A 22,870-nucleotide genomic window follows, 5' to 3' on the forward strand; every position below is an offset into this window, starting at 1 on the left:
TATTTTGATTGCACAAAGTGCAGTGTAGCTTAAGAGTAGGAGCCCAAAAGAAGAATACACTGCACAAAGTACAATGTAGCTTTGATAACGGAGGAAAATATGTTCTATGTTAAGAAGGCATACTGCAGCACGATCGTCGTGAAGGGGGATATCAAAATTACGTTATCGCAGCTATTTTTCAAAATAGATAAAATAACTGTACTTTGTTCTAAAGAAACTTACATACGGCTTATTTTTCTGGATGCTACAATAGTTAATATTTGATGAAATCTTTATTATCCAACTACAATAAAAAACGATTTTTATAGCTAATCATTGGAGCATCGTGTTCGTAAGAGAGCTTTAACAAGCTGAAAGGTCCATGGCGCAGGTAAGAAAAGGAGAGTGTATCATGTCAAACGTTAATTTAGAACCGATTCGTAATTTAGCACTGTTTAATCAGCCTCCCGAGTGGGAGCAAGCGGATGTGAAAGCTGCGATTCAATTTGTTCTGAACCAAATCGACCGAAATCTGGATAGGTTTACGGAGCAATTTCCTGATGCGTCAAGCACGGGAAATGTATACCCTGCTATTGGGAATATAGAATGGACATCAGGGTTTTGGACAGGCATGCTATGGCTGGCATACGAAGTAACGGGGGACGAGAAGTATCGCCTTACAGCAGAGGTGCAGCTTGCCAGCTACCGCGAGCGTGCGGAGCAGCGGCTGTATACAGATACGCATGATCTAGGCTTTCTCTATAGTCTATCTTGTGTAGCTGCCTATAAATTGACAGGTAATGAAGAGGCGAAGCGTGTCGCGCTGCTGGCAGCTGATCTGCTTATGGAGCGTTACTTTGAGAAAGCGGGCATCGTACAGGCATGGGGAGCGCTTGATGATCCGGAGCAGCAGGGCCGCATGATTATTGATTGCAACTTGAATTTACCGCTGCTCTATTGGGCCTCTGAAGTAAGCGGAGACTCGAAATACGCTGCTGCTGCAGGAGCGCATATTAAGCAGGCTGCGCAATATATTGTGCGAGACGACGGTTCGACCTATCATACGTTTTATATGGATGTTACGACTGGCAAGCCGAAGCATGGCAGCACCCATCAGGGCTATGCCGACGATTCCTGCTGGGCGCGGGGTCAAGCATGGGGCATTTACGGTTTTCCGCTTAGCTATATTTACACAGGAGACGAGGCTTTGCTTGAGCTGACTAAGAAGGTGTCCAATTATTATTTGAATCGTCTGCCGGATGATCTGGTCGCCTACTGGGATCTCATCTTTCAGGACGGGACGGAGCAAGAGCGAGATACCTCTACCGGGGCAGTAGCCGCATGTGGACTGCTTGAGCTCGCGAAGCATTTGCCCGTGCTGGACCCATCTAAACGGATTTACGAGAACGCAGCACTTCATACTTTAAAATCGCTCAGCGAGCGTTATACATCGGCAGATACGCCGGAATCTAACGGCATTTTATTGCATGGCGTCTATAATAAGCCGCGAGGCATGGGTATTGATGAGTGCAATATTTGGGGCGACTATTATTACTTTGAAGCTTTAGTTAGAATCTCTGCCAATTGGAAGCTTTATTGGTAAATGCAATGAATACAATAGGGGGCATTATTCATGACGATTAACAATCCGATTTTACCCGGCTTTAATCCGGACGCATCCTTCCTGCGCGTAGGCGAGGATTATTATATTGCGACATCAACGTTTGAATGGTTTCCCGGTGTTCAGCTGTATCATTCCAAAGACCTAGCGAATTGGGAGCTTCTGCCTCACGCGCTGACACGTACATCGCAGCTCGATTTGCGCGGCAACCCGAGCTCCGGGGGGATTTGGGCCCCTGCGTTATCCTATGACAACGGCTTGTATTATTTATTATTTACCGATGTTAAAGGACGCAAAGGAGTTTATAAGGATTTGCACAATTATTTGGTTACCGCAGAAAGCATGAGCGGACCTTGGTCCGAGCCTATTTACTTAAATGGCAGCGGCTTTGATCCGTACTTGTTCCATGATACAGATGGTACAAAATGGGTCCTTAATATGCAATGGGATTTCCGAGACCATCACGCTAGATTTGGCGGCATTTTGCTGCAGCAATACGATTCGAAGGAACAAAGGCTCGTTGGACCTATTAAAAAAATATATGAAGGCACCGATATCGGCGTAACCGAAGGTCCGCAGGTATTTAAACGCGGCGGCTATTATTATTTGCTTGTTGCTGAGGGCGGTACAGGCATCAATCATGCAGCAACCTTGGCAAGGTCGCGCAGCCTAGACGGGCCATACGAGACAGATCCTTCCTATCCGATTCTGACGACGCGAGGCGCTCCTGATTATCCGCTGCAAAATGCAGGTCATGGGATGATTATCGAGACGCAAACGGGAGAATGGTATATGACGCATATTTGCAGTCGTCCTTTTGCAGGGACGAAGCTTAATCCACTTGGCAGAGAAACATCGATTCAACGCTGCGTATGGACTGAGGATGGTTGGCTGAGGTTGGCGCATGAAGGCAGACTTCCGGCGCTAACCGTGCCAGCACCAGATCTAGCAAAGCATCCTTTCCCTGAAACACCAGTGAAGGATGAATTTGATGCACCGGTGCTTGGGCATCAATACCAGACGCTGCGCGCTCCTGCGGAGGAGTTATGGCTCAGCCTCAGCGAGCGTCCAGGCTTCCTGCGTCTCCGAGGCCGGGAATCGCTTCATTCCTGGCATCAGCAAAGTATGGTTGCTCGCAGACTACAGCATTTCAACTGCACAGTTGAAACATGTATGGAGTACGCGCCGGAACATTTTATGCAAATGGCTGGACTTGTATTTTATTATGATGAGCTTGATTATTTCTATCTGAGAGTGACTCGTGACGATGAAAATGGCCTTAAGCTGGGTGTCGTGTCCTCAATGAGCGGTAAATATCAGGAGGACCTTGCCAGTGAGCTTCATGTTGAAGACTGGGCTGCTTATTATTTGAAGGCAACGGTTAGGAAGCGGGCGCTTCAGTTCTATGCTTCGCCGGATGGCGAGCAGTGGAAGGCTGTAGGCGAGGTGCTTGATATGGGCGTGCTGTCGGATGAATATGGCGGTAAGCTTGGCTTCACTGGCACAATGATCGGCTTATGTGCACAGGACATTAATGGAACGAAGAAACAGGCTGATTTTGATTATTTCTCCTATCAGATCGATTAATTAATACGTGACAAGAGCAGTACTAGATCTATATTAGTTGAACTTAAGCGTAAACCGCTGCCGTCGTCCTTTAAAGGCAAAGCTTGTTTCGGCTGGCGGGTTTTGACGAGGCTTGCGACGAAATAGATCTAGTTTCTAGATCTATTTCTGCGAATTTGAGCTATCCCGCGGTTTTAGATCGAGTTTTTAGATCTATTATGTGGAAAAGTGTACTGCTGGCGGGTTTTGGCGGAGCTTGCGGCGCATTAGATCTAGTTTCTAGATCTATTTCTACGAATTTGAGCTATCCCGCGGTTATAGATCTAAATTTTAGATCTATATAACTTGAACTTAAAAAATGAAGATTTAGCGAAGCGAGAAGATCGTTCTGGAGAAACGAAGTGTTCGCCTTTGCAGCCATATTCTTACCTTAAATGTCTAAGGAAATCAAAGAATCTGGCTGCAACCGCGATCGTAAGAACGATCTTCTCGCGCAGCGCCTAATACGTAATATTCTAGATATAGGACCTGAATAAACGTAATGATCTTAAATAATCGACATACCGGCCTTAAAAAACTTCATTTAAGATGTCGTATTTTGATGTTAATCTTAGTACAAGGAAACGGACTTGAACAAGATGATGCGCACATCTTAAGCGAAGCTTCCTCTAAACAGCGGAAATTAAAGGGAGGTCAAATGAATATGGCTAAAAAATCATCCATTCAATTAGTTTCAATCATGGTGGCATTGTCAGTAATTATGACCGCTTGCGGCGGAAATAATGGAAATAATAACAACACGGGTGGAGCAACTAACAGCACTACGAACACGGCGGAGACGCCGACGGAAGCGCCTAAGAAAGATGTAAGCTTCACAATGGCTTATGCAACAGGCGATCCTTCAACGAAAAAAGCGATTGAAACGACGATTGATGCTTTTACAGCAAAAAATCCTCATATCAAAATTGTAAACTACAGTGAAACGACTTCTTCTTCTTACTTAGACTGGCTAAAAACGAAAGATGCAGTAGGCCAATTTCCTGATCTAGTCGAAATGCGCGATACGAAAGTATTCGTTGACGCAGGCAAAATTGTAGAGCTGCCAGAAGACCTGAAAAGCCTGTTCTCACTTTTGCCGGAATACGAAGGAAAAGTGTATAACGCGCCAATTACAGGTACAGCTCCTCAAGGGATCATTTACAGCAAGAAAGCTTATGCTGATGCAGGCGTAACTGAGCTTCCTAAAACATACGATGAGTTTTTGGCAATTCAAGAAAAAATCGCTGCAACAGGCATTTCACCAATTGTAGTTGGCGGTAAAGATATTTTCCACATGGGCTTCTGGACGAACTTCTTCTTCATTAACGAAGTATATGCGAAGGATGCTGACTGGAACTCTAAGCGTACAGCTAAAACTGCAAGCTTCACGGATGCTGGCATGGTTCAAGCGGTTACAGATTACAAAGAGCTATTCAGCAAGTATGTAGATAAAGGCTGGCTCAGTACAGCTGACAACCAAACGGCTTCCATTCTAATCAGCGGCAAAGCAGCTCAGCTTTACTCCGGTCCTTGGATGTTCGGGCAAATTGAAGAAGCTGACCCAAGCTTTGAGTTTGGTTTCTACGCTATTCCTGATCGCAGCGGTGAAATCAACATCAATGCATTGCCAAGCCTTGCAGGCTGGTCTCTATCCACTGAAGGAGCTAAAGATGCAGACAAAGTTGAAGCGATGTCAGCATTTATTAAATTCTTCTACGAGCAAGAGCAATACGGTCCTTATCTAGCTACAGTTAACGGAATTCCGACAACTAAAGCTGAAATTACGTATGAAACAGGCGAGCAAATGGAAGAGGTGCTTAGATTAATCGCTGATCCTTCCGTTAAAAAGTACTTGGGTCTTGCTAACTGGTTTGGCGATAACGCAATTCCTTCGCAATTCCGCAACTGGTACTACAAACTGTTGCAGGAGCTTGTTTTGACTAAAGGCGACGTAACGGAGTATATGAAAAAAGCAGATACAGAATACGATAGCAATGTGAAAGCAAACCAACAGTAATTTGCAGCATTACGTTTGTCAGCAATAGAAGAGCAGCCTCTGCTTACGCGGAGGTTCTCTTTTTATCAAGATCTTAGGAGGTAGGAGAGCCATGATTGCCCAACTAAAGAAAAAGAAATGGACAAATTATGCCATATGGTTTATATTGCCTGCATTTCTACTGTATACGGCTTTCGTCATCGTCCCGACATTAAGCAGCGTATATTTAAGCTTTACCTCATGGGACGGGCTAAGCAGCAATGTTCGGTTTATCGGTTTTGACAACTTTGTAGAAATTATAAAAAGCCCCAGAGTTCATAATGCTTTGAAAAATACATTAATCTTTGCTTTCTCTCTCGTCATATTGGAAAATGTTCTTGCCCTATTGCTTGCAATCTTAGTGGATCAGGTACGTTGGTTCAAAAACTTTTTCCGCAGTATCTTCTATTTTCCGGTACTAATGAGTGGTATCATTATGGGTTTTATTTGGATGATTATTATGAATTATAACTTTGGTGTACTCAATCAATTGTTGGATATGACAGGTCTCGGTTTCCTCAAGGCAGACTGGCTGGGAGATCCTGATTTCGCGCTAATCGCGATTATTCTCTCAACCGTTTGGAAGGCAGCCGGTTACTATATGGTCATTTATTTGGCAGGGCTTCAAGGAATTCCGGTAGAACTAAATGAAGCTGCAAGCATCGACGGTGCGAACAGCTGGCAGAAATTCCGCAGCATTACGTTTCCGCTGCTTGCAGGTGCGATGACGGTATGTGTCATGCTCTCGATGATCGGCTCGCTCAAAATATTTGATCAAATCGCAGTGATGACCGATGGCGGTCCCGGCTTTGCGACAGAAACATTAACTTATATTATTTATAAGGTCGGCTTTGGTGAACTGAGACAAGGCTTCGGTACGGCTCTTGCGATGGTACTGTTCGTGTTAACTTTGGTCATCTCGCTTATTCAAATGAAGCTTCTTCGCCAAAGAGAGGTGCAGATGTAAGATGAAAAAAACGATAAAGGCTAATGACATCATCATGTTTGTTGTCACAACTGTTATTGCAATTGTGTTCGCCTTTCCTATTTATTTCAACATCATGTCTGCCTTCAAGAGCAATGGTGAGATTATGCGGGATGCGATCGCTTTTCCGAAGGGATTCTACCTTGACAGCTTCAAGTATTTATTGACGGAGACGCAATATCCTGCAGCAATGCTTAACAGTGCGATCCTGACCTTTGTATCGATTGTATTTATGGTTCTAGTCATTCCAATGGCTGCGTATGCCATTGAGCGGACAAACTCTAAGTGGACCAATAGTATCTTTACTTATTTTTTATTCGGGATGATGATTCCTTTCCAGGTCTATATGATTCCTCTATTCAAGCAGTTGAAAATGATCGGATTGTTCGGTACGCTGACAGGTCCAATTCTCGTTTACATTTCCGGTTCAATCGGGTTTGGTGTATTGCTTTATACCAGCTTTCTTAAAGGGATTCCAAGGGAAATTGAGGAGGCTGCAGAAATTGACGGCTGCTCAAGAACAGGTATTTTCTGGAAAATTGTATTCCCATTGCTTGGTCCAGTAACGGCAAGTATGGTTGTATTGCAGGGTCTAGGCATTTGGAATGACTTCTTAATGCCGATGATGGTGCTTCCAGCAGGCCAAGCGAAAACGATGATCGTTGAGCTATTCTATTACGTGGGTGAGTTTTCATCGCGCTGGGATATGATTTTTGCGGGTACGACGATGTCGCTCGTTCCGGTATTGATTGCATTCTTATCCTTGCAGAAATATTTTGTTAAAGGCGTTTCTTCTGGAGCGACCAAAGGTTAATTCATAATTAGCTTCGGATTAAGCCGGAAATTCCTATTGAGGGGTTTCCGGCTTTGCCCGTATTCGCTCGGCATTGTGATAAGATGGATGAAGGATCGTGGCAGCTTGGGAGGATTATTCAGATGAAAACTTGGCGGCAAAAATGGAATAGCGTCTTTGTGAAATTTTCGGTTTCTTTTATATTAGTAGGACTTATCCCTTTATTTGCACTCAGCTATTTTTCTGTACAAACCTTTACGGGACATGTTCAGCGCTATACTACCGATAATTTGCGCCAGATGGTGCTGTATATTAGCTATAATCTGAATTCAGCGTTTAATAACTATAATGAAATTTCTATGCTCATGTACACGGGCCGCTATGAAGGGATGCTTAACAGCTTCGATGATAATCAGACTCGAAATGTCAATGAGCTGGAGCAAATCAATTCAGTCCCGATAGACGCTTTTCTCAAAATGATTATGTTCAGCGATCGTTATATTAGCAGCGCTTATTTTGTGAGAACGAAGGATAGCAAGCTGTATTATCAGACGAAAGAAAATAAAGTAGTGATTTCGGAAAAGCTGCCACTGAAAGAATGGCTTGATACGATGAAGGATCAACCGAACGAGCTTATGATTTATCCAACACACGATGATTATTATATATTTAATTCTGTTGATAAAGTAATTACGATCGGCAGAAACTTGATTGATACTTCAGGTACATTGACAAAGACCCCTAAAATCGTAGGCACCTTGTTCTTTGACGTTGATGCCAAGGTTGCAGATCAGTTTTTGCGGGAGCTTAATTTAGGAGATCAGGATGAGCTGTATGTGCTCGATGATCAGGAGCGGCCTTATTTCAGCAATAAGGAGCTTGCCGCGATTCAGACTCCCTTTCATCATGAGACAGATGACAGCAAGCTGATTCTCAGCGAGGAAATACCGGTTATTAAAGGGCAATTGCTCGTTAAATTTGAAAACAAAGAAATCTACAAGCAGCTTGGCACCACCAGCACAGCCGTATATATTGCCATCGGAATAAGCACATTGGTGCTTATTATTATGGGCACTTGGTTTTCCCGCCGGCTGGCAGCGCCAATTCGCGCTCTCATCAAGCAGATGTCGAAGGTCGAATCGGGAAATTTGGAAATTCAGATCGAGGTAAAAAGCAATGATGAGATGGGCAGATTAGCCCATGGCTTCAACCGCATGGTAGATCGGCTCAAGGAATTCATTAATGAGGCTTATGTAGCCGAGATAAAGCAAAAGCAAACAGAGCTTAATGCATTGAAAAGCCAAATCCGACCTCATTATTTATATAATACGCTTGAGGTTATTCGAATGAATGCGGTCCACAGCGATGCCGATGAGGTCGCAGATATGATACTCTCGCTCTCCAATCAATTAAAATATGTGATTGATTACGGTGAGGATTGGGTGACGATCGGGCAGGAGCTGGAGCATTTGAAAGATTATTTTTATATTATCGAGGTGCGGTTTGAGAATAGGTTTGAGCTCCAATATGACATATCGGATGACATCCAAATGGAATGGTCGATCTTAAAGCTGTCGCTGCAGCCAATCGTGGAAAACGCGATTCAGCATGGACTTCGGCCTAAAGGGAAGGGAACCGTTAAAGTATGGATTGAGGTAATGGAGGATAAGCTTGCTGTTACGGTCTATGATGACGGTGTAGGGATGGAGAAAGAAGAGCTTGATCGGCTTAATCGGATGCTGGAGGACGCAGCCGCTCCATCCAAAAATGTCGGCGTAAAAAATGTGCATGAACGCATTAAATCAGTTTGTGGTGAAGGCTACGGCATCTCGATAAGCAGTCGAAAGCATGTCGGAACGTCAGTATTAATGCTATTTCCAGTGAAGGAGGGGCTGCCGCATGATACGAATCATACTAGCAGATGATGAACCGATCATTATTAAAGGTTTGCGCAAGCTGATCGATTGGGAATCGTTTGGGATGGAAATTGTCGGGCAAGCCTATGATGGACTTGAGCTGATGCAGCTCATTGAAGAGCTGTCTCCCGAGCTTGTTATTAGCGATATAAGCATGCCGCATCGAACGGGCATCGATATTATTAAAGAAATCAAACAAAGAGCAATGCCCGTCCATGTCATTTTTATTAGCGCTTATCAGGAGTTTTCTTATGCGAGGGATGCGGTTGCATTCGGGGCGATCGATTATTTAGTAAAGCCAGTCGTCAAGCAGCAGCTGGAGAGCGTGCTGGACAAAGCGATTTCACTCATAAGCGAGCATCATGAGGAGCAGAAGAGAAAAGGGAAGCTGCAGCTGCTAGAGCGAAAGAGTCGGCATGAGGAGCTGCAGGAAGCGTTGATTCAATTGACGGACGGCAATTTGTCCGCAAGCGCTAAAATACTGTTGGACAAGGATGCACAGCTTAGCGGTCCGTTCTATTCCGTACTGATCGTAGCGGTAGAAAGCTTAAAGGATGAAACCGATCGCTGGACGGAAAAAGAAAAGAAGCTGATTGAGTTTGCCATTGGCAATGTACTGCAGGAAGTTATTATTGATTCCGGCATCGGCTATGTTTTTATGAAACGGGACCAGCATGTTATCGTCGTTAGTCATGTGGAGTCAGAAGAGCCTTTGCTTCTAGCGGATGATTTGAAGGAAAAGATCGAAACCTTCCTTAAGCTAAAGGTTTCGATTGCGCTTAGCAATGCCGCAAGTGAGCTGATCGAGTTGGAGGCTGCTTATCGTGAGGCTGAGCATGCGATGGAGATGAAATATTTTTTAGGCTTGAACCGGGTACTCAGCTATACGCCGCCTGAACGGCCTCATTCCTTTGATAAGGAGCTGTACGATCTGCAATGGGGGGTTATTCGCGCAATGACGGCGAAGGGTTGGCCCCAGGTGCAGAATGCGCTGACGGTATGGTTGGAAATGATCAAAAATGAGACCTATAGTGATCGTACGCTGGCTGTTTCTACCTGTTTTTCATCAGTATCGTTTATTATTCAGGAGCTGTCGAAATCAGGTGTGAATCTCTCAGAGCGAGCACTCGATAAACGCGAGTTGCAGCAGCAGATGGCTTCCTTCGAGACCTTCGAGCGTATGAGCTGCGATATTATTAGTACGTTTGAGATGACGTACAAAGAAATGGACAATGATTCCGGCAATAAGGACAAAATGATATTAGCTAGAATCAAGCAATACATCGACGAGCATTATAGTGAGGAAATTACGCTCGAATCGATGGCAAGCATGGCTTTTATGAATCCCTATTATTTCAGCAGCTTCTTTAAGAAGCACACGAAGCAAAACTTTAAGCAGTACGTAACCGAGGTTCGGATGAAGCATGCCACAGACATGCTCAGCTTAACCGACTTGATGGTCTACGAGATCGCAGAGAAGGTCGGCTACAATAATGCCCGCCATTTCAGTGATATGTTCAAAAAAATGTACGGCAAGCTGCCAAACGATTACCGGCAGGAAACGAAAAAGAATTTGTAGTACGTCTCAATTAGCGGTATAGGCAGCTTGCGTCCGGACTAGCACCAGCATGACTGATGCTCAGAAACGTACACTGTACTTCTTACAATAAAAACCTCGCTTTTTCCCCTATCATATAGGAGGATTAGCTTTTTTATGGTAAATTGTATATGATTCTATCAGATAATTTGATAGAGTATTAGATTTACTTTTAAAGGGAGAGGACGTATTGAAGCTGCGAGCGAAAATGATGACGATGATTGGAATTGTGACGGTGCTTATGTTTGGAGCATCACTGCAGGCATTTGCGTATGATGCGCAATTAAAGCTGTATCGTGATGTGCCGGAGTCGGACTGGGGAGCTGAATCTATTTATCGGCTTGTTGCTCTTGGCGTCGTTTCTGGCTATGAAGATGGTACGTATCGTCCTAGTACTGAGCTTACTAGAGAGGCGTTTGTTAAGCTGCTGGTAGAATCCGTTCAGCCTGCGGCAGCAGAGGTGAAACCATCGGCAATCGCTGACGTGTCGAAGGATCGCTGGTCTTATTCTACGATAAAGGCTGCTTATGACGCTGGATGGTTGGATTTGCTGATGAAGGATGGCAAATTTAATCCTACCCAAAGCATTAAACGTGAGGAAGTTGCCGCATTAACGGCCTATGCGCTGCTGCAGGGAAGTACTGCCGAGGAACGAAAGCGTTGGCTGGAAGCGGGCTGGCTAGAGGCACGCGAGCAGGTGGAGTATGGGGATATCGATCAAGTAGATCAACGGCTTGCTCCTTATGTGCTTAGGACATCCGCGGACGCTATTATGCAAGGAAATGATAAGGGACTATTTCTACCGAAGAAGTCTTTAACACGCCGGGAGGCAGCCTTAATTATTGATCGGATGATTGGTTTCCGAAGCAAAGACCATGCGCTGGAGATTTCTGCATTTTATGCAGCAGGCGGTCCTTACAAGAAGCAGGAGCGCTTTGCAGCTGCTGATGAAATTATTTTCGACTGGGCAAAGCTGGAGTATCTAGGTGCTGGGAAGGCATCTGCTGTGCTCTCGCTGCCTATCGACTGGCAGCAGACCATTGCAGCGGCAGAAGCAAGCGGATCGACGAAAACGCTGATGGTTTTTGGGAATACAACATTCCAAAAGCTTGGAGAATTTGTGATGGATGCAGAAGCTCGCAAAGCATTTGTTGCATCACTTAACACGGTTCTCGCAAATCCACAATATGGTTTTGATAGAGTTGCTATCGATTTCGAGGGTCTTGTACCCGAGTCTCATAAGGAGTCGTTCACTGCACTCATTCGTGAGGTTAAGGCTGAACTAAATAGTGAAACGTCGCTTACGGTTGTTGTCCCGCCTGCTTATTATTATGCGGGTTATGATTACAAGCAAATCGGGGAGTTGGCTGATCAGGTCGTGCTGATGGCGTATGAATTCACGCATGAAGCGAGCGGGCTTCCTTCTGCACCGCTCACATTGGTAGGAGACTCTGTGCGAGCTGCGCTGACCGATATCCCAGCGAACAAGCTGTTGTTAGGAATATCTAAGCAGGCTAATCAATGGACGACCAAAGCAGACGGTACGGTAGAGTTCTTTCGGTCTCCGGCAATTGCAGCAGTTGAAACCCGGGCAGCTGCTTCCGAGACGACTTCAGTTATGCAGCTTCCGTATTTTTTGAATAAACTTACCTTTTCGGATGATAGGGGTACACATTTGCTTTGGTATGAGAATACGAAGAGCATTGAGGCCAAAATGCGATTGGCGAAGGAGCTTGGTCTGCGCGGCGTGGCAGTATGGCAGATCAATCAGCTGACGGATGAAGATTGGGCGATGATTTCAACTTATAATAAGTAGACTTGCGTGTGCATGTTCATATGGATGAAAATTAAGAGCCTCGATATTTCGAGGCTCTTAGTTTTTTACCCATATACCTTAGTTTCTTCCATCGTCATTTGTTGAATGCGCTTTTATAATCAAATGAGAAGCTGGAAGAGGATGCTGCTCGGTATAGGCAGCACGATATTCAGTCGGAGCAAGGCCGGCTTCTTTTCGAAAAAATTTTGTGAAATGATTCGTCTCTTTAAAGCCGGCTTGATCGGCAATCTCTTTGATGCTGAGCGAGGTTGTCGTTAAGAGCTGTTTGGCACGCTCTGTTCGTTTGCGACTGACATATTTCAGCGGCGGTATGCCGAAATGTTTTTTGAAATAGGTGCTGAAATAGTTGGGATGAAGATGGACAGCCTCGGCGATTTGTTCGACGTTAATGCTCGTATGGAGACGGCTGTCCACGAATTGCTGGATGATGCTTAAGCGGCTCATTTCCTCTGTCCGGTGCTGAAGCACTTGGATCGGAACGGATTCGAGAAAATGGCTGACGATCTCCAGCAGCACAGACTTCTCGCGAAGCCGAGCGACGATAGAATCCTGTTCATGCCATTCGATTAGCTCTTGAAACAAGCATGTCATGCGATGGGAATCTTCAATATTGAGGCATAGCGGAACCCCTATCCATTGAAACAGATCTAAGGGACCAGCCATTATGCTGAAATGGCACCAGTATTTTAAGTATGGTCGATTATTTATGGTGGAGAAGGATACTTTGGTATGTGCTGGCGTAAGAAAGAGCTGACCAGGTTTCGGATAATAATCGCTAGATCCAATCCGAATCCAACCTTCGCCCTCACAAATAAAGTACAGCTTATTATACTCTGGTACTGAATTTTGTTCTCCCCAAGTAGGTAGAACTTGCGTTTTATGCGCGATGAGCAATTGCAGCTGCAGCGTTTGAAGCAAATCGGATAACGCATTATGTTCGTTGTTTCTAATCACCTGCGGGCACCGCCGTCCGATGTTTTTTTGAAATATAGGAAAGTAGATCATTACTATAGTAATAGATTATTTGAACAAATCATAGCTTTGATGATGATAAAAAAGGAGATTCAGAGATGACTTTGCCTGTTGAAAATCGTTTGTGGTATAAACAGCCAGCCTCGGTATGGGAGGAGGCACTTCCGCTTGGCAACGGCAAGCTCGGCGCGATGGTATTCGGAGATACGCAGCAAGAGCGTATTGCATTGAATGAGGACAGTGTATGGTATGGTGGTCCGCGTGATCGCAACAATCCGGATGCATTGGCGAACCTCGGAGAAATTCGCAGCCTCTTAAGCGAGGGGCGTCTGAAGGAAGCGCATGACTTGTCAGTGATGGCATTGTCCGGTGTGCCAGAGACCCAGCGCCATTATATGCCGCTTGGCGATTTGCAGCTTGTTTTTCGCTATGCGGATAATGACACGATTGAATCATATTCCCGCGAGCTCGATGTGAGCAGTGGAATCGCAGCCGTTTCCTACAGCAAAGGGGATATTGCTTATCGCCGCGAGTCGTTTGCGAGCTTTCCTGATGAGGTGCTGGTTACGCGATTGACTGCTAGTAAGCCTGGAAGCATTAGCTTTACAGCACGTTTGCAGCGTGGACGAAATCGTTACTATGATGAGCTGGTGAAAGCGGATGATTGTACGATTGTCATGCGCGGAGTATGCGGCGGCTCGGGAGGCTCCGATTTTCGAATGGCTCTGCGAGCAGCAGTAGATGGCGGATCAGTAACGATTATCGGCGAGCATCTCGTAGTGGAGGGAGCAGACAGTGTAACTCTTTTGATGACAGCTGCTACTTCATTCCGTCATCGTGATCCAGAGGCGTATGCCGTTCGAATGGGCGCTGAGTCAGCCTTAATGGATTACGAGCTGCTGAAAACTCGTCATCTTAAAGACTTTACTGCATATTCGGAAAGGGTGGTGCTTCGCTTGTCCGCTGCGGTTGGCTCATCTGTTGCTAAATTGCCTACAGACGAGCGACTGAAGCTTGTTAAGGAGGGGCAAGAGGATGCTGGGCTGATGGCGTTATATTATCAGTATGGCCGTTACTTACTCCTATCGAGCAGTCGTCCCGGCTCGCTGCCAGCTAATCTTCAGGGGATATGGAATGAGCAGATGCTGCCGCCATGGGATAGCAAATATACGATAAATATTAATACGCAAATGAACTATTGGCCAGCAGAGTCAGGGAATCTAGCTGAATGCCACGAGCCCTTATTTGAACTCATTGAGCGCATGCGTGAGCCGGGAAGAGCAACTGCCAAAGCGATGTACGATTGCGGAGGTTTTGTCGCTCATCATAATACGGATATTTGGGGCGATACAGCTCCTCAGGATCTTTATTTGCCTGCCACCTATTGGACAATGGGTGCTGCATGGCTGTGCCTGCACCTCTGGGAGCACTATGAATATGGGCTTGATCTCGCTTTTCTTGAACGGGTATATCCAACCTTAAAGGAGTCAGCTCAATTTTTTGTCGATTTCCTGACGGAGACTAAGGAGGGCTTGCTCGTCGCAAATCCTTCCGTATCACCTGAAAATACGTATATCCTGCCAAATGGCGAGTCAGGTACGCTATGTATCGGTGCTTCCATGGACAGCCAAATATTGTACGAATTGTTCACTGCCTGTGCGGAGGCTGCGAAAGCGCTCAGTCTCGATGATTCGGAGTACCAGCAATGGGAACAGCTAAGAGATCGTTTGCCAGAGCCTGCGATCGGCAAGCACGGTCAAATTCAGGAATGGATGGACGATTATGAGGAAGCGGAGCCAGGACATCGCCATATTTCGCATTTGTTCGCTCTGCATCCAGGGAAGCGATTTACGGTAAGAGGAACGCCAGAGTGGGCGGCTGCTTCGAGAGTAACGCTTGAGCGCAGGCTGGCGAATGGCGGCGGTCATACCGGGTGGAGCCGAGCTTGGATTATTAACTTTTGGGCAAGGCTTGAAGACGGCGAGAAGGCATATGAGAATGTACAGGCATTGCTAAGTCATTCCACACTGCCCAATTTGTTCGATAATCATCCGCCGTTCCAAATTGACGGCAACTTCGGCGGAGCCGCTGGGATCACGGAAATGCTGCTGCAGTGTCATGCGGGAAGTATTCATTTGCTGCCAGCGCTGCCTGCTGCTTGGCCTGAGGGAGAAATTACAGGCCTGCGTGCTAGAGGCGGCTATGAGGTTGATATGAGCTGGGCAAATGGCAAGCTTGTTGAAGCTCGAATTCGTGTAAGCGCAGCGAATCGTTGTGTGGTGCAAACGAGCTGTGCGCTGCATGTGTTGAAGGATGGACTTGAAGTTCAGGACGTTCAATGTATAGACGGGTTGATCGTATGGTCTGTGACAGCTGGAAGCGAGTATGTGCTTATTGCTAGAGAATAATGTCGTTCAAGATAGGGATGCAATCATGCTCGTATGATTGCATCTCTATTTTTGGAGTCCGATTAGTCTACTTCTTGTCATCGTTGTCTGGCGATTTGATCAGTGCGTAGGCGATATGCCCAATCATAGCGAGAAACAGCCCTGTGCCGACGATAATGTAGAGCATCGTAAATACTTTTCCAAGCGATGTCTGGGGTTCAAAGGTTGGGTGCCCCACCGTACTTAAGGTAGTAACGCAAAAGTACAGAGCATCGATAATGGACAGCCCTTCCTGCTTGACATAGAAGATGGTGCCGGACAGCAATATCACTAATACTAATACAAAAATAGCTTGGAAGTTTTTCATCTTGAAGGCTTTCCACAAGCCGCTTAACAATCGCTTTAACGTTAGTAAAAAGGATATCATCGTTCGGAGTCGTTCCTTTCGTTTTCAGCACTCATAAGTCTGTTTAAAGACAGGCAATTGTCGCTGTTTACCGCTATATAGTATCCCATTACATATAAAAAAGATCAATAAAATTTGGCTAAGCATATCAGCTTACGAAACCATTATGATGTATAACGCGTCTACTATTGTGAAAAGGTGGGAAAAAAATCGCCAAAACGAGTTGATATGAAGGAGGAGCGATTGCGCTGTCAATGGAAGATGAAGTGCCATCCTTGCTCAATGGATTGGTATGCTTATGGGATTATTGCTGCTTAGTCCTTCTCGCAAAAGCCATTTATAATGCCCCTTCTATCCCTAGGAAGCAAAAAGTAGTGTACTTTGTACAATAGATTGTGTGAAAATGCCGGGATTACTGGGCTACGCTGCACAAGATACAGTAGATTCGAGCCTTTTCGGTCTATTTTAGCTCAAACGGCGTGAATCTATTGTAATAACTACACTCTGCGCGGATTGAACGTAATCATCAGCAGGTTTGATTGCAAAAAGTGCAGTGTAGAAGTCATAGGAATGGGAAGTAGACATGTTATGGTTAGAAAAAGTGAAGCATCATCATTGATTTTCTTACTGCTGCCGCTTATGAGCAGCTTGCTTTTGATATTTCTTGCCTGCTTCCAATGGACTTTAGTTGATTGGGTAACACCTTTCCTTATGCCCTTGGTTTGGCTAGTTGTATTCGTTATTTTTGTTGCTACGATGATAATGTCACTTGTTATCCGTATCATAAATAAAACTTGGAAGCCATTCGCCATTCATATTGCTGCCTTGCTGCTTTATTTCTTTTTTCCATTTAATCAAGTCGTTATACAGGTTGACTTCTCCAAACATTTAGAAGAAAGAGAGAAAGTCATTCGGTTAATTGAATCTGGAAAAATAAATCCAAATGTTACTTATAATGAATCATTGATCCAATTGCCTGACGAATATCAGCACCTCTCCAAAGGCGGAGGGGGTATAATGATAGAAGCAACAGACAATAGAGTGTTCTTCTTCACCTATCGTGGTGTCCTTGATCATTTTGCAGGCTTTATTTATTCACCCACGGATCAAAAACCAACGAATGATTATTTTAATGGGGATTATCATGAAATAAAGAAAATGAGAGAAAATTGGTATTGGGTTAGTTCTAATTAATCTAAATCGATACGGGGGAGGAAGTTTACAGAATGAATGAAAGCTTTAATAAAGAGTGGCTGCTGCATAAGTTCGAGGAAATACGAAGAAGGATACTTAAAGCGGTGGATCAGCTTGATGATGAACAGCTGAACTGGAGACCGAATGAAGCAAGTCACAGCATCTCTACACTTATTAAACATATAGAAGGCAATATTCAGCAAAGAATCGCGAGCGGGATTTTGCATCAGGAGGTACAGCGGAATCGTGAGGCTGAGCTTAATCAAACGTATAGGAGTAAGCTGGAGCTGCAGATGATTATAGAATCAGGAATGCAGCTTGTCCTAGATACGATTAGACATATGACCGACGAAATGATGGAACAGAAGCAGCAGGTGAGGAATCACGAAAGAACAAATTTGGATATGCTGCATCAGTGTGCGGCTCATTACTCTGAGCATATGGGGCAGATTTTCTACATAGCGAAGCAATGCTTAGGAGAACAATATAAATCGACCTCTTTGTAAAGAGGTGGTATTTATCTTCTTTTTAATACATTCTCAAAAACAGCAGCGTAACCGCCCCTATGGCTAAAAGAGCAGCAAATGCAACAAAGAAGACATAACCTGCTCTTGTTTTCGTATTCGTATGTGTATCATAAAATTCCGGCTTTCTGCCCATTCCTAGCCATAAATCACCGAATAAGTTCACGACTACAAGTGCAAAGCTTTTGATCATTCCCATGATATTCACTCCATCCTCTATTATCAACGCTTACACTCTTAAGGTAGAATACTGACCATTATCCCATAAATTACATATATTAACAACGACATTAAACCCCTTGTTCTATCGGCCTGCATAACATTTCCTCCAATCAAATGCATCCATTTCTCTTATCTGTACCGTAATTACTCCTCTCCATTGTTTCACACCCCCTATTTATGGGATAATTGCATAGTAATGATCATCAGGAATGGAGCATGAGTATGAATAAGTTCAGCATCAAGAAAAAAGCGGATTTAGCGCTGCTGTTCTCAGCTATTGGAATATTTATTGCCTTTCCTTTTCACGAGAATTTTGTCGGAGGGCTTTTTTTCTCCCTTTTTAGTGCAGCGACAATAGGCGGACTAGCGGATTCCTTCGCGGTAAGCGCTTTGTTCGGCAATCCTTTGCAGATCAAATGGCCCGTTTGGATGGGAACGAACATCATAGCCCGCAATCGGGAGCGCTTGATTGGCGAGCTTGTCCAAATGGTGCAAAATGAATTGCTGACCATCCCGAACATTAAAGAACGACTGGATGAATATAATATCGCCGATGTTCTAGTTGCTTATTTAAAGCAGCATGGCGGCGAAGCCGGTGTAAACGACATTTTGCAGCAGCTGGCGGATGATGTGATTACGACGATTGATTTGCAGGAGCTTGCTGCAACCGTACAAACCTTTTTGCTGGAGCACGCCGATTCCATTCCCGTTGCAGATATTGCAGCAGATGTTGGAGATTGGACCATTAAGAATGGCTACGATGACAGAGTCATCGAATTTATTATTCCTGAGCTTATTAAAATTGTGAAGTCTGCGCCATTTGGCACCGTCGTTGAACAAATCGTGAATTCTGCGATACGTTCCTATGAGGGGGATAAATTCAGACGGAAATTAATCGATTTTACAGCGGGTCTAGAGTCCGCGAATATTAGCGGCAGATTGCAGACATGGATCGTATCCTATTTGCAAAAATTTCATTCCAAGGAGCATCCGCAGCGAAAGGAGCTCAAAGCTTTTATTACGGAATTTGTTGTCAGACTGCATACTGACGAGCAGCTGCGTTCCCGAATTGAGGCAGGCAAGACTAGTCTTTTGACAGCTGTAAAGACGGATATCAGGCTGGACGTTTATATACAGCGAGGGCTGGAGTCATTGCGTCGCGCTGCGGCAGCAAATGCTGAAGGAAAGCTTGCGCGCTATCCGTGGATCCAAGAAAAGGTGCATGAGGGCATAAGCTATCTGGCGGATAATGCAGAGCTGCTCTCTAAGCTGGATCAATATGTGAAAACGACGTTGCTGAAATGGCTGGAGCAAAAGCATTCCTATATAGGCAATATGGTATCAGAGAAGCTTACCAGCTTCTCTGTGGAGGAGCTTACTGAGCTGGTGAAAGAGAAAGCAGGACGTGACCTGCAGTATATTCGAATAAACGGTATCGGAGTTGGAGCGCTTATCGGAGTTGTACTGCATCTGGCGACCTTCTGGATCGGGGGGCAAGCATAAATGGCAATGAGAAAAAAAGCAAACCGCAGCTTAATATTGTTAGCTGTTTTGTTCGTTGTCGCCGCCTGCTGCGTCTATGTTTTTCCGGACCAATGGTGGACCAGAATGCTGCTCTACACGACTGAGGCGGGGCTGGTAGGCGCACTCGCTGATTTATTTGCTGTAACGGTGCTGTTTCGACATCCGTTCGGCTGGAAATGGATTCCACATACCGCGATTGTTCCGAAAAATCGGGATAAGCTGATCGAAGGTGTTGCTAGCATGGTGGAGCAGCAGCTGCTCAGCCAGGATTTGTTAAAGGAAAAGGTGAAGCGGATTTCCCTTGTAGAAGTAGCGATTTCCTGGGTTGATCGTCGTCCCGGCGGCATGCTTGCAGAGCAAGGCTGGACGTTGATTTCGGGTCTGCTCGCCAAGCTGGATATTAAAGGACTATCGGTTACTTTAGATGAACAGGCTCGCAGAGGACTTGGCAAGGTGAACTTCTCTCCTTACGCTGGCAAGGGGCTTAGATGGGTGATGGATAAGGGCAGCTTTCAAAGCTGGCTTGACATGGTAGTCGAATTTGCGGCTGTTCGCGCCTCGGATGAGCAGATGAAGGTCGTCATTCGGGATTTGCTGGGGAAAGAAAAAGAGAAGTTCGTCAGTGAGGGGAGTGTTTTCTCCAAGTGGCTCAAAAAGGTGGCCGTAGAAATTGCGGAATCAACGAATTCACTTAATCTTGACGATGCAGCAGAAGCGTTGTTTCACGATTTGCAATCGTTGATTAACGATTTGCGAAACCCTAAGCATGAGCTTCGTGTACTGCTGGAGGACATGGTGTATCAGCTTGCTGATCATTTGGAATATCGCGAGGACGTCATTGCGACCGTGAATGAGTGGCGTGATGAGATGGTTGAGAAAATATCATTGCTGCCTTCCATAGAAGCATTAATGGGCAGCTTAAAGCAGCTATTAACGAAGGATACAGGCTTGGAGCTTGCTGTGCAAGGTCAGCATTCCGTGAATAAAGCGGATATTAAGCAGCTCATCAATCAATTTGTCATGTCTTATTGGGAATGGTTCAAAAGCAATGAGGAAACGAAGGGCTGGCTGGAGCAGTATGCCCAGAAATTTGTTCGCAAAATGATCGAGACAGAGCATGCGATCATTGGAGTCATCGTCCGAAAGACGCTCGAGAGCTTTACCGAGCAGAAGCTGGTGCATTTCATAGAAAGCAAGGTCGAGACCGATCTACAGCGCATTCGGTTGAATGGAGCCTACATCGGTGCTGCACTCGGCGCAGCCTTCTACCTTTTATTATACGGGGTATACGAACCGATCTTGAATTTACTGTAGCAAATGGCCTTCACACATTAGCATTGCTAATGGTGAAGGCTTTCTCTATATTTCTCCGGAATGAAACGCGCCCCTACCATAAGGACGGCGATAGCCGTTCACCTTAATTTATAATAGAACCATAAAGTTTGCTTTTGCCCCCGTGCAATCCAAAATTCAGTCAGGTACTATGAAGGTAAGCAAATGATTGAAACAAAGCTAATGGCATAATAGGCAAGAGGGGTGAGGTGAGAGGATGCTGCGTGCACTAATAGTGGATGATGAATTTGAAATCCGAGAAGGTTTGCGTAACCGCTTTCCTTGGGACACCTATGGAATTAACGAGGTGCTGGTAGCTGATGACGGAGATACGGCCTTAAAGATTGCGCTTGATCAACGACCGGACCTTATTGTAACGGATATTAAAATGAATCGAATGTCAGGGCTCGAATTTTTGCGTTCTTTGCTTGCTGTAGAGGATTACAAGCCAGAGTCTATCGTGGTTAGCGGCTATGATGATTTTGAATTGGTCAAGCAGGCTATGCAAATTGGCGTATTGGATTATATTTTGAAGCCGATTAATTTGGAAGAGCTGAATCAAATCGTTCGTAAAACAGTAGACCATATTCACAAAAAAAGAATGGACGAGCATAATGAACAGCAGCTTATTAATCAAGTAAGATTTGCGATACCGAAAATGCGCGAGGAGCTGCTTCGCGAAATGGTTGAGCAGGAATATGATCCCTACCGTGAAGCGAGAAGGCGCCACCGTCTTCAGACGTTGAATTTGGAATGGATAGCTGATCAGCATATGGTGTTAGTGGTGGTTGAAGCTGATGACCTGAAGGCGATTGAGAATCGGAACATTAGAGAAAGGGATCTGGTGCTGTTTGGCATTGGCAATGTTGTGAATCAGACGCTGGAGGAGGAATATCCTTATCCTTACGCGCTTTGCATGGACAGCAGCAACCGCTGGGTAGTCATTTTGAGCTGTGGTCAGACCGATCAGGCGGAGCTTTGCAGCGGCATGGCACAGCTGTGCATACAGAGAATAAATGATTTTGTAAAGGTGAAGGCCAGTGCGGGAATGAGATCGACACCTTGTACCTATGAAAATTTGAATGAGATGTTCGCAGAAGCGATCAATGTGCTGGAGCAGAAGGCCGTTTATGGCGGAAATCGCTTATTTACAGAGCAGGGTCACTTTTATGAAGGGGATAGTACTGAATTGTCGCTTGGAGAGCCGGAGGAGGTACTCGATCTCGTCAAATATGGATCGGATGAGGAGATAACAGCTGCGATGGATCGGTTCGTGGAGATGGTTCAAGGCTGGCGCTTAAGTCAGCTGCGTGACATTCAGCAAAAGATTTTTGAATGGCTGTTTGAAGTATTCCGCAGATCCGCCGCTGCCGGCATTCCGAATAAAAATTGGGGCAGCAATCCGATTGCCGTGTGGGAGCAGCTAGAGCAATATGATACACTGCAGTCGCTTCGCGAGCAGACTGAGATTTTTCTTCATGCGATTGCCGCTGATTTCCGTAAGCTGTCTGCAACGCCCAGCCAAATTGTATTTGAAGCGGAGAAAATATTGCAGCGGGATTACGCGGAGAGCTTGACGCTTCAAAGTGTAGCGATGGCTGTACATGTGACACCGGTATGGCTAAGCAAGCTGTTCAAGAAAGAGAAGCGCAAAACCTTTTTGGAATATTTAACAGAAATACGTATTATGAAAGCAAAGGAAATGCTGGGTGATATTAAATACAAGGTGTATCAAATATCGTTTCAGGTAGGATACAAGGACCCTGTGCATTTCTCCAAGCTATTCAAAAAACAAGTGGGCTGCACGCCTAAGGAATACCGCAGGCAACGAGGTATTGCAGAGGAGTAAGCTGCTTATTCGCGCAAACAACCAGATCATCCAGCACGATGCAGGAAGAGGCAGATTCCAAGGTAATCATAGAATACCTTAGGATGCTGCCT

The 22,870-nt window shown here is 45.1% G+C and carries 17 protein-coding genes; 14 read left to right on the forward strand and 3 right to left on the reverse strand.

The features are described from left to right. The first annotated feature begins 391 nt into the window (after positions 1 to 391). The 8 genes from MHI37_RS09665 (at position 392) to MHI37_RS09700 (ending at position 12,347) form a co-directional block, all read left to right on the forward strand. Positions 392 to 1,582, forward strand: coding sequence for a glycoside hydrolase family 88 protein (locus MHI37_RS09665; RefSeq protein ID WP_076337801.1), 1,191 nt, complete (start codon positions 392 to 394; stop codon positions 1,580 to 1,582). 30 nt (positions 1,583 to 1,612) lie between these two features. Further along, positions 1,613 to 3,187, forward strand: coding sequence for a glycoside hydrolase family 43 protein (locus MHI37_RS09670; protein ID WP_076337800.1), 1,575 nt, complete (start codon positions 1,613 to 1,615; stop codon positions 3,185 to 3,187). Between the two features lie 682 nt (positions 3,188 to 3,869). Next, the gene (locus tag MHI37_RS09675) at positions 3,870 to 5,222 is read left to right on the forward strand and encodes an extracellular solute-binding protein (RefSeq protein WP_076337799.1); all 1,353 of its coding nucleotides are present in this window, start codon (positions 3,870 to 3,872) and stop codon (positions 5,220 to 5,222) included. 91 nt (positions 5,223 to 5,313) lie between these two features. Beyond that, positions 5,314 to 6,207 carry a sugar ABC transporter permease gene (locus tag MHI37_RS09680; protein ID WP_076337798.1) on the forward strand — a complete coding sequence of 298 codons (894 nt, stop codon included), beginning with the start codon at positions 5,314 to 5,316 and terminating at the stop codon, positions 6,205 to 6,207. A gap of 1 nt (position 6,208) precedes the next feature. Next, the gene (locus MHI37_RS09685) at positions 6,209 to 7,039 is read left to right on the forward strand and encodes a carbohydrate ABC transporter permease (RefSeq protein WP_076337797.1); all 831 of its coding nucleotides are present in this window, start codon (positions 6,209 to 6,211) and stop codon (positions 7,037 to 7,039) included. Between the two features lie 122 nt (positions 7,040 to 7,161). Then, complete coding sequence (locus MHI37_RS09690) at positions 7,162 to 8,943, forward strand: sensor histidine kinase (protein ID WP_076337796.1); 1,782 nt, start codon at positions 7,162 to 7,164, stop codon at positions 8,941 to 8,943. Beyond that, positions 8,918 to 10,513 (forward strand): response regulator, encoded by a 1,596-nt coding sequence (locus tag MHI37_RS09695; RefSeq protein ID WP_076337795.1) that lies wholly within the window; start codon positions 8,918 to 8,920, stop codon positions 10,511 to 10,513. Before MHI37_RS09690 ends, MHI37_RS09695 begins: the two co-directional genes overlap by 26 nt. Before the next feature lie 208 nt (positions 10,514 to 10,721). Continuing rightward, positions 10,722 to 12,347 carry a glycosyl hydrolase family 18 protein gene (locus MHI37_RS09700; RefSeq protein WP_083676353.1) on the forward strand — a complete coding sequence of 542 codons (1,626 nt, stop codon included), beginning with the start codon at positions 10,722 to 10,724 and terminating at the stop codon, positions 12,345 to 12,347. A 78-nt stretch (positions 12,348 to 12,425) separates the two neighbouring features. On the opposite strand, the gene MHI37_RS09705 is transcribed toward MHI37_RS09700, so the two are convergent. Beyond that, the gene (locus MHI37_RS09705) at positions 12,426 to 13,322 is read right to left on the reverse strand and encodes an AraC family transcriptional regulator (protein WP_076337794.1); all 897 of its coding nucleotides are present in this window, start codon (positions 13,320 to 13,322) and stop codon (positions 12,426 to 12,428) included. 116 nt (positions 13,323 to 13,438) lie between these two features. Here MHI37_RS09705 and MHI37_RS09710 point away from each other — a divergent pair, with 116 nt between their 5' ends. Beyond that, positions 13,439 to 15,748 carry a glycoside hydrolase family 95 protein gene (locus MHI37_RS09710; RefSeq protein ID WP_076337793.1) on the forward strand — a complete coding sequence of 770 codons (2,310 nt, stop codon included), beginning with the start codon at positions 13,439 to 13,441 and terminating at the stop codon, positions 15,746 to 15,748. Positions 15,749 to 15,815: 67 nt separating this feature from the next. Here MHI37_RS09710 and MHI37_RS09715 read toward each other — a convergent pair whose 3' ends face one another. Beyond that, entirely contained in the window at positions 15,816 to 16,154 is a 339-nt protein-coding gene (locus MHI37_RS09715) for a potassium channel family protein (RefSeq protein WP_076337792.1), read from the reverse strand. 567 nt (positions 16,155 to 16,721) lie between these two features. On the opposite strand from MHI37_RS09715, the gene MHI37_RS09720 reads away from it, so the two are divergent. Next, on the forward strand, positions 16,722 to 17,327 hold the full coding sequence (locus tag MHI37_RS09720) for a hypothetical protein (RefSeq protein WP_076337791.1): 606 nt from the start codon (positions 16,722 to 16,724) through the stop codon (positions 17,325 to 17,327). Positions 17,328 to 17,359: 32 nt separating this feature from the next. Next, positions 17,360 to 17,833: a DinB family protein gene (locus MHI37_RS09725; protein WP_076337790.1), complete on the forward strand. Its 474-nt coding sequence runs from the start codon at positions 17,360 to 17,362 to the stop codon at positions 17,831 to 17,833. Between the two features lie 22 nt (positions 17,834 to 17,855). Here the strand turns inward: MHI37_RS09725 and MHI37_RS09730 are convergent, their stop codons facing one another. Next, positions 17,856 to 18,050 carry a hypothetical protein gene (locus MHI37_RS09730; protein ID WP_076337789.1) on the reverse strand — a complete coding sequence of 65 codons (195 nt, stop codon included), beginning with the start codon at positions 18,048 to 18,050 and terminating at the stop codon, positions 17,856 to 17,858. Positions 18,051 to 18,295: 245 nt separating this feature from the next. On the opposite strand from MHI37_RS09730, the gene MHI37_RS09735 reads away from it, so the two are divergent. The 3 genes from MHI37_RS09735 to MHI37_RS09745 all read left to right on the forward strand — a co-directional run bounded on the left by MHI37_RS09735 (position 18,296) and on the right by MHI37_RS09745 (position 22,778). Beyond that, positions 18,296 to 19,576 (forward strand): DUF445 domain-containing protein, encoded by a 1,281-nt coding sequence (locus MHI37_RS09735; protein ID WP_076337788.1) that lies wholly within the window; start codon positions 18,296 to 18,298, stop codon positions 19,574 to 19,576. Next, positions 19,577 to 20,911, forward strand: a complete 1,335-nt coding sequence (locus tag MHI37_RS09740; RefSeq protein ID WP_076337787.1) for a DUF445 domain-containing protein — start codon at positions 19,577 to 19,579, stop codon at positions 20,909 to 20,911. Between the two features lie 235 nt (positions 20,912 to 21,146). After that, positions 21,147 to 22,778 (forward strand): response regulator, encoded by a 1,632-nt coding sequence (locus MHI37_RS09745; RefSeq protein WP_076337786.1) that lies wholly within the window; start codon positions 21,147 to 21,149, stop codon positions 22,776 to 22,778. The last annotated feature ends 92 nt before the right edge of the window (positions 22,779 to 22,870 follow it).

It is taken from the genome of Paenibacillus sp. FSL H8-0548 (assembly GCF_038630985.1).
Classification (GTDB): Bacteria; Bacillota; Bacilli; order Paenibacillales; family Paenibacillaceae; genus Pristimantibacillus.

Excerpts from the sequence above, each read along its gene's own strand:
- MHI37_RS09680 (WP_076337798.1), top strand. The coding sequence starts at position 5,314 with ATGATTGCCCAACTAAAGAAAAAGAAATGGACAAATTATGCCATATGG.
- MHI37_RS09670 (WP_076337800.1), top strand. The coding sequence starts at position 1,613 with ATGACGATTAACAATCCGATTTTACCCGGCTTTAATCCGGACGCATCC.
- MHI37_RS09740 (WP_076337787.1), top strand. The coding sequence starts at position 19,577 with ATGGCAATGAGAAAAAAAGCAAACCGCAGCTTAATATTGTTAGCTGTT.
- MHI37_RS09720 (WP_076337791.1), top strand. The coding sequence starts at position 16,722 with ATGGTTAGAAAAAGTGAAGCATCATCATTGATTTTCTTACTGCTGCCG.
- MHI37_RS09695 (WP_076337795.1), top strand. The coding sequence starts at position 8,918 with ATGATACGAATCATACTAGCAGATGATGAACCGATCATTATTAAAGGT.
- MHI37_RS09710 (WP_076337793.1), top strand. The coding sequence starts at position 13,439 with ATGACTTTGCCTGTTGAAAATCGTTTGTGGTATAAACAGCCAGCCTCG.
- MHI37_RS09745 (WP_076337786.1), top strand. The coding sequence starts at position 21,147 with ATGCTGCGTGCACTAATAGTGGATGATGAATTTGAAATCCGAGAAGGT.
- MHI37_RS09690 (WP_076337796.1), top strand. The coding sequence starts at position 7,162 with ATGAAAACTTGGCGGCAAAAATGGAATAGCGTCTTTGTGAAATTTTCG.
- MHI37_RS09730 (WP_076337789.1), bottom strand. The coding sequence starts at position 18,050 with ATGGGAATGATCAAAAGCTTTGCACTTGTAGTCGTGAACTTATTCGGT.
- MHI37_RS09725 (WP_076337790.1), top strand. The coding sequence starts at position 17,360 with ATGAATGAAAGCTTTAATAAAGAGTGGCTGCTGCATAAGTTCGAGGAA.
- MHI37_RS09685 (WP_076337797.1), top strand. The coding sequence starts at position 6,209 with ATGAAAAAAACGATAAAGGCTAATGACATCATCATGTTTGTTGTCACA.
- MHI37_RS09665 (WP_076337801.1), top strand. The coding sequence starts at position 392 with ATGTCAAACGTTAATTTAGAACCGATTCGTAATTTAGCACTGTTTAAT.
- MHI37_RS09675 (WP_076337799.1), top strand. The coding sequence starts at position 3,870 with ATGGCTAAAAAATCATCCATTCAATTAGTTTCAATCATGGTGGCATTG.
- MHI37_RS09715 (WP_076337792.1), bottom strand. The coding sequence starts at position 16,154 with ATGATATCCTTTTTACTAACGTTAAAGCGATTGTTAAGCGGCTTGTGG.
- MHI37_RS09735 (WP_076337788.1), top strand. The coding sequence starts at position 18,296 with ATGAATAAGTTCAGCATCAAGAAAAAAGCGGATTTAGCGCTGCTGTTC.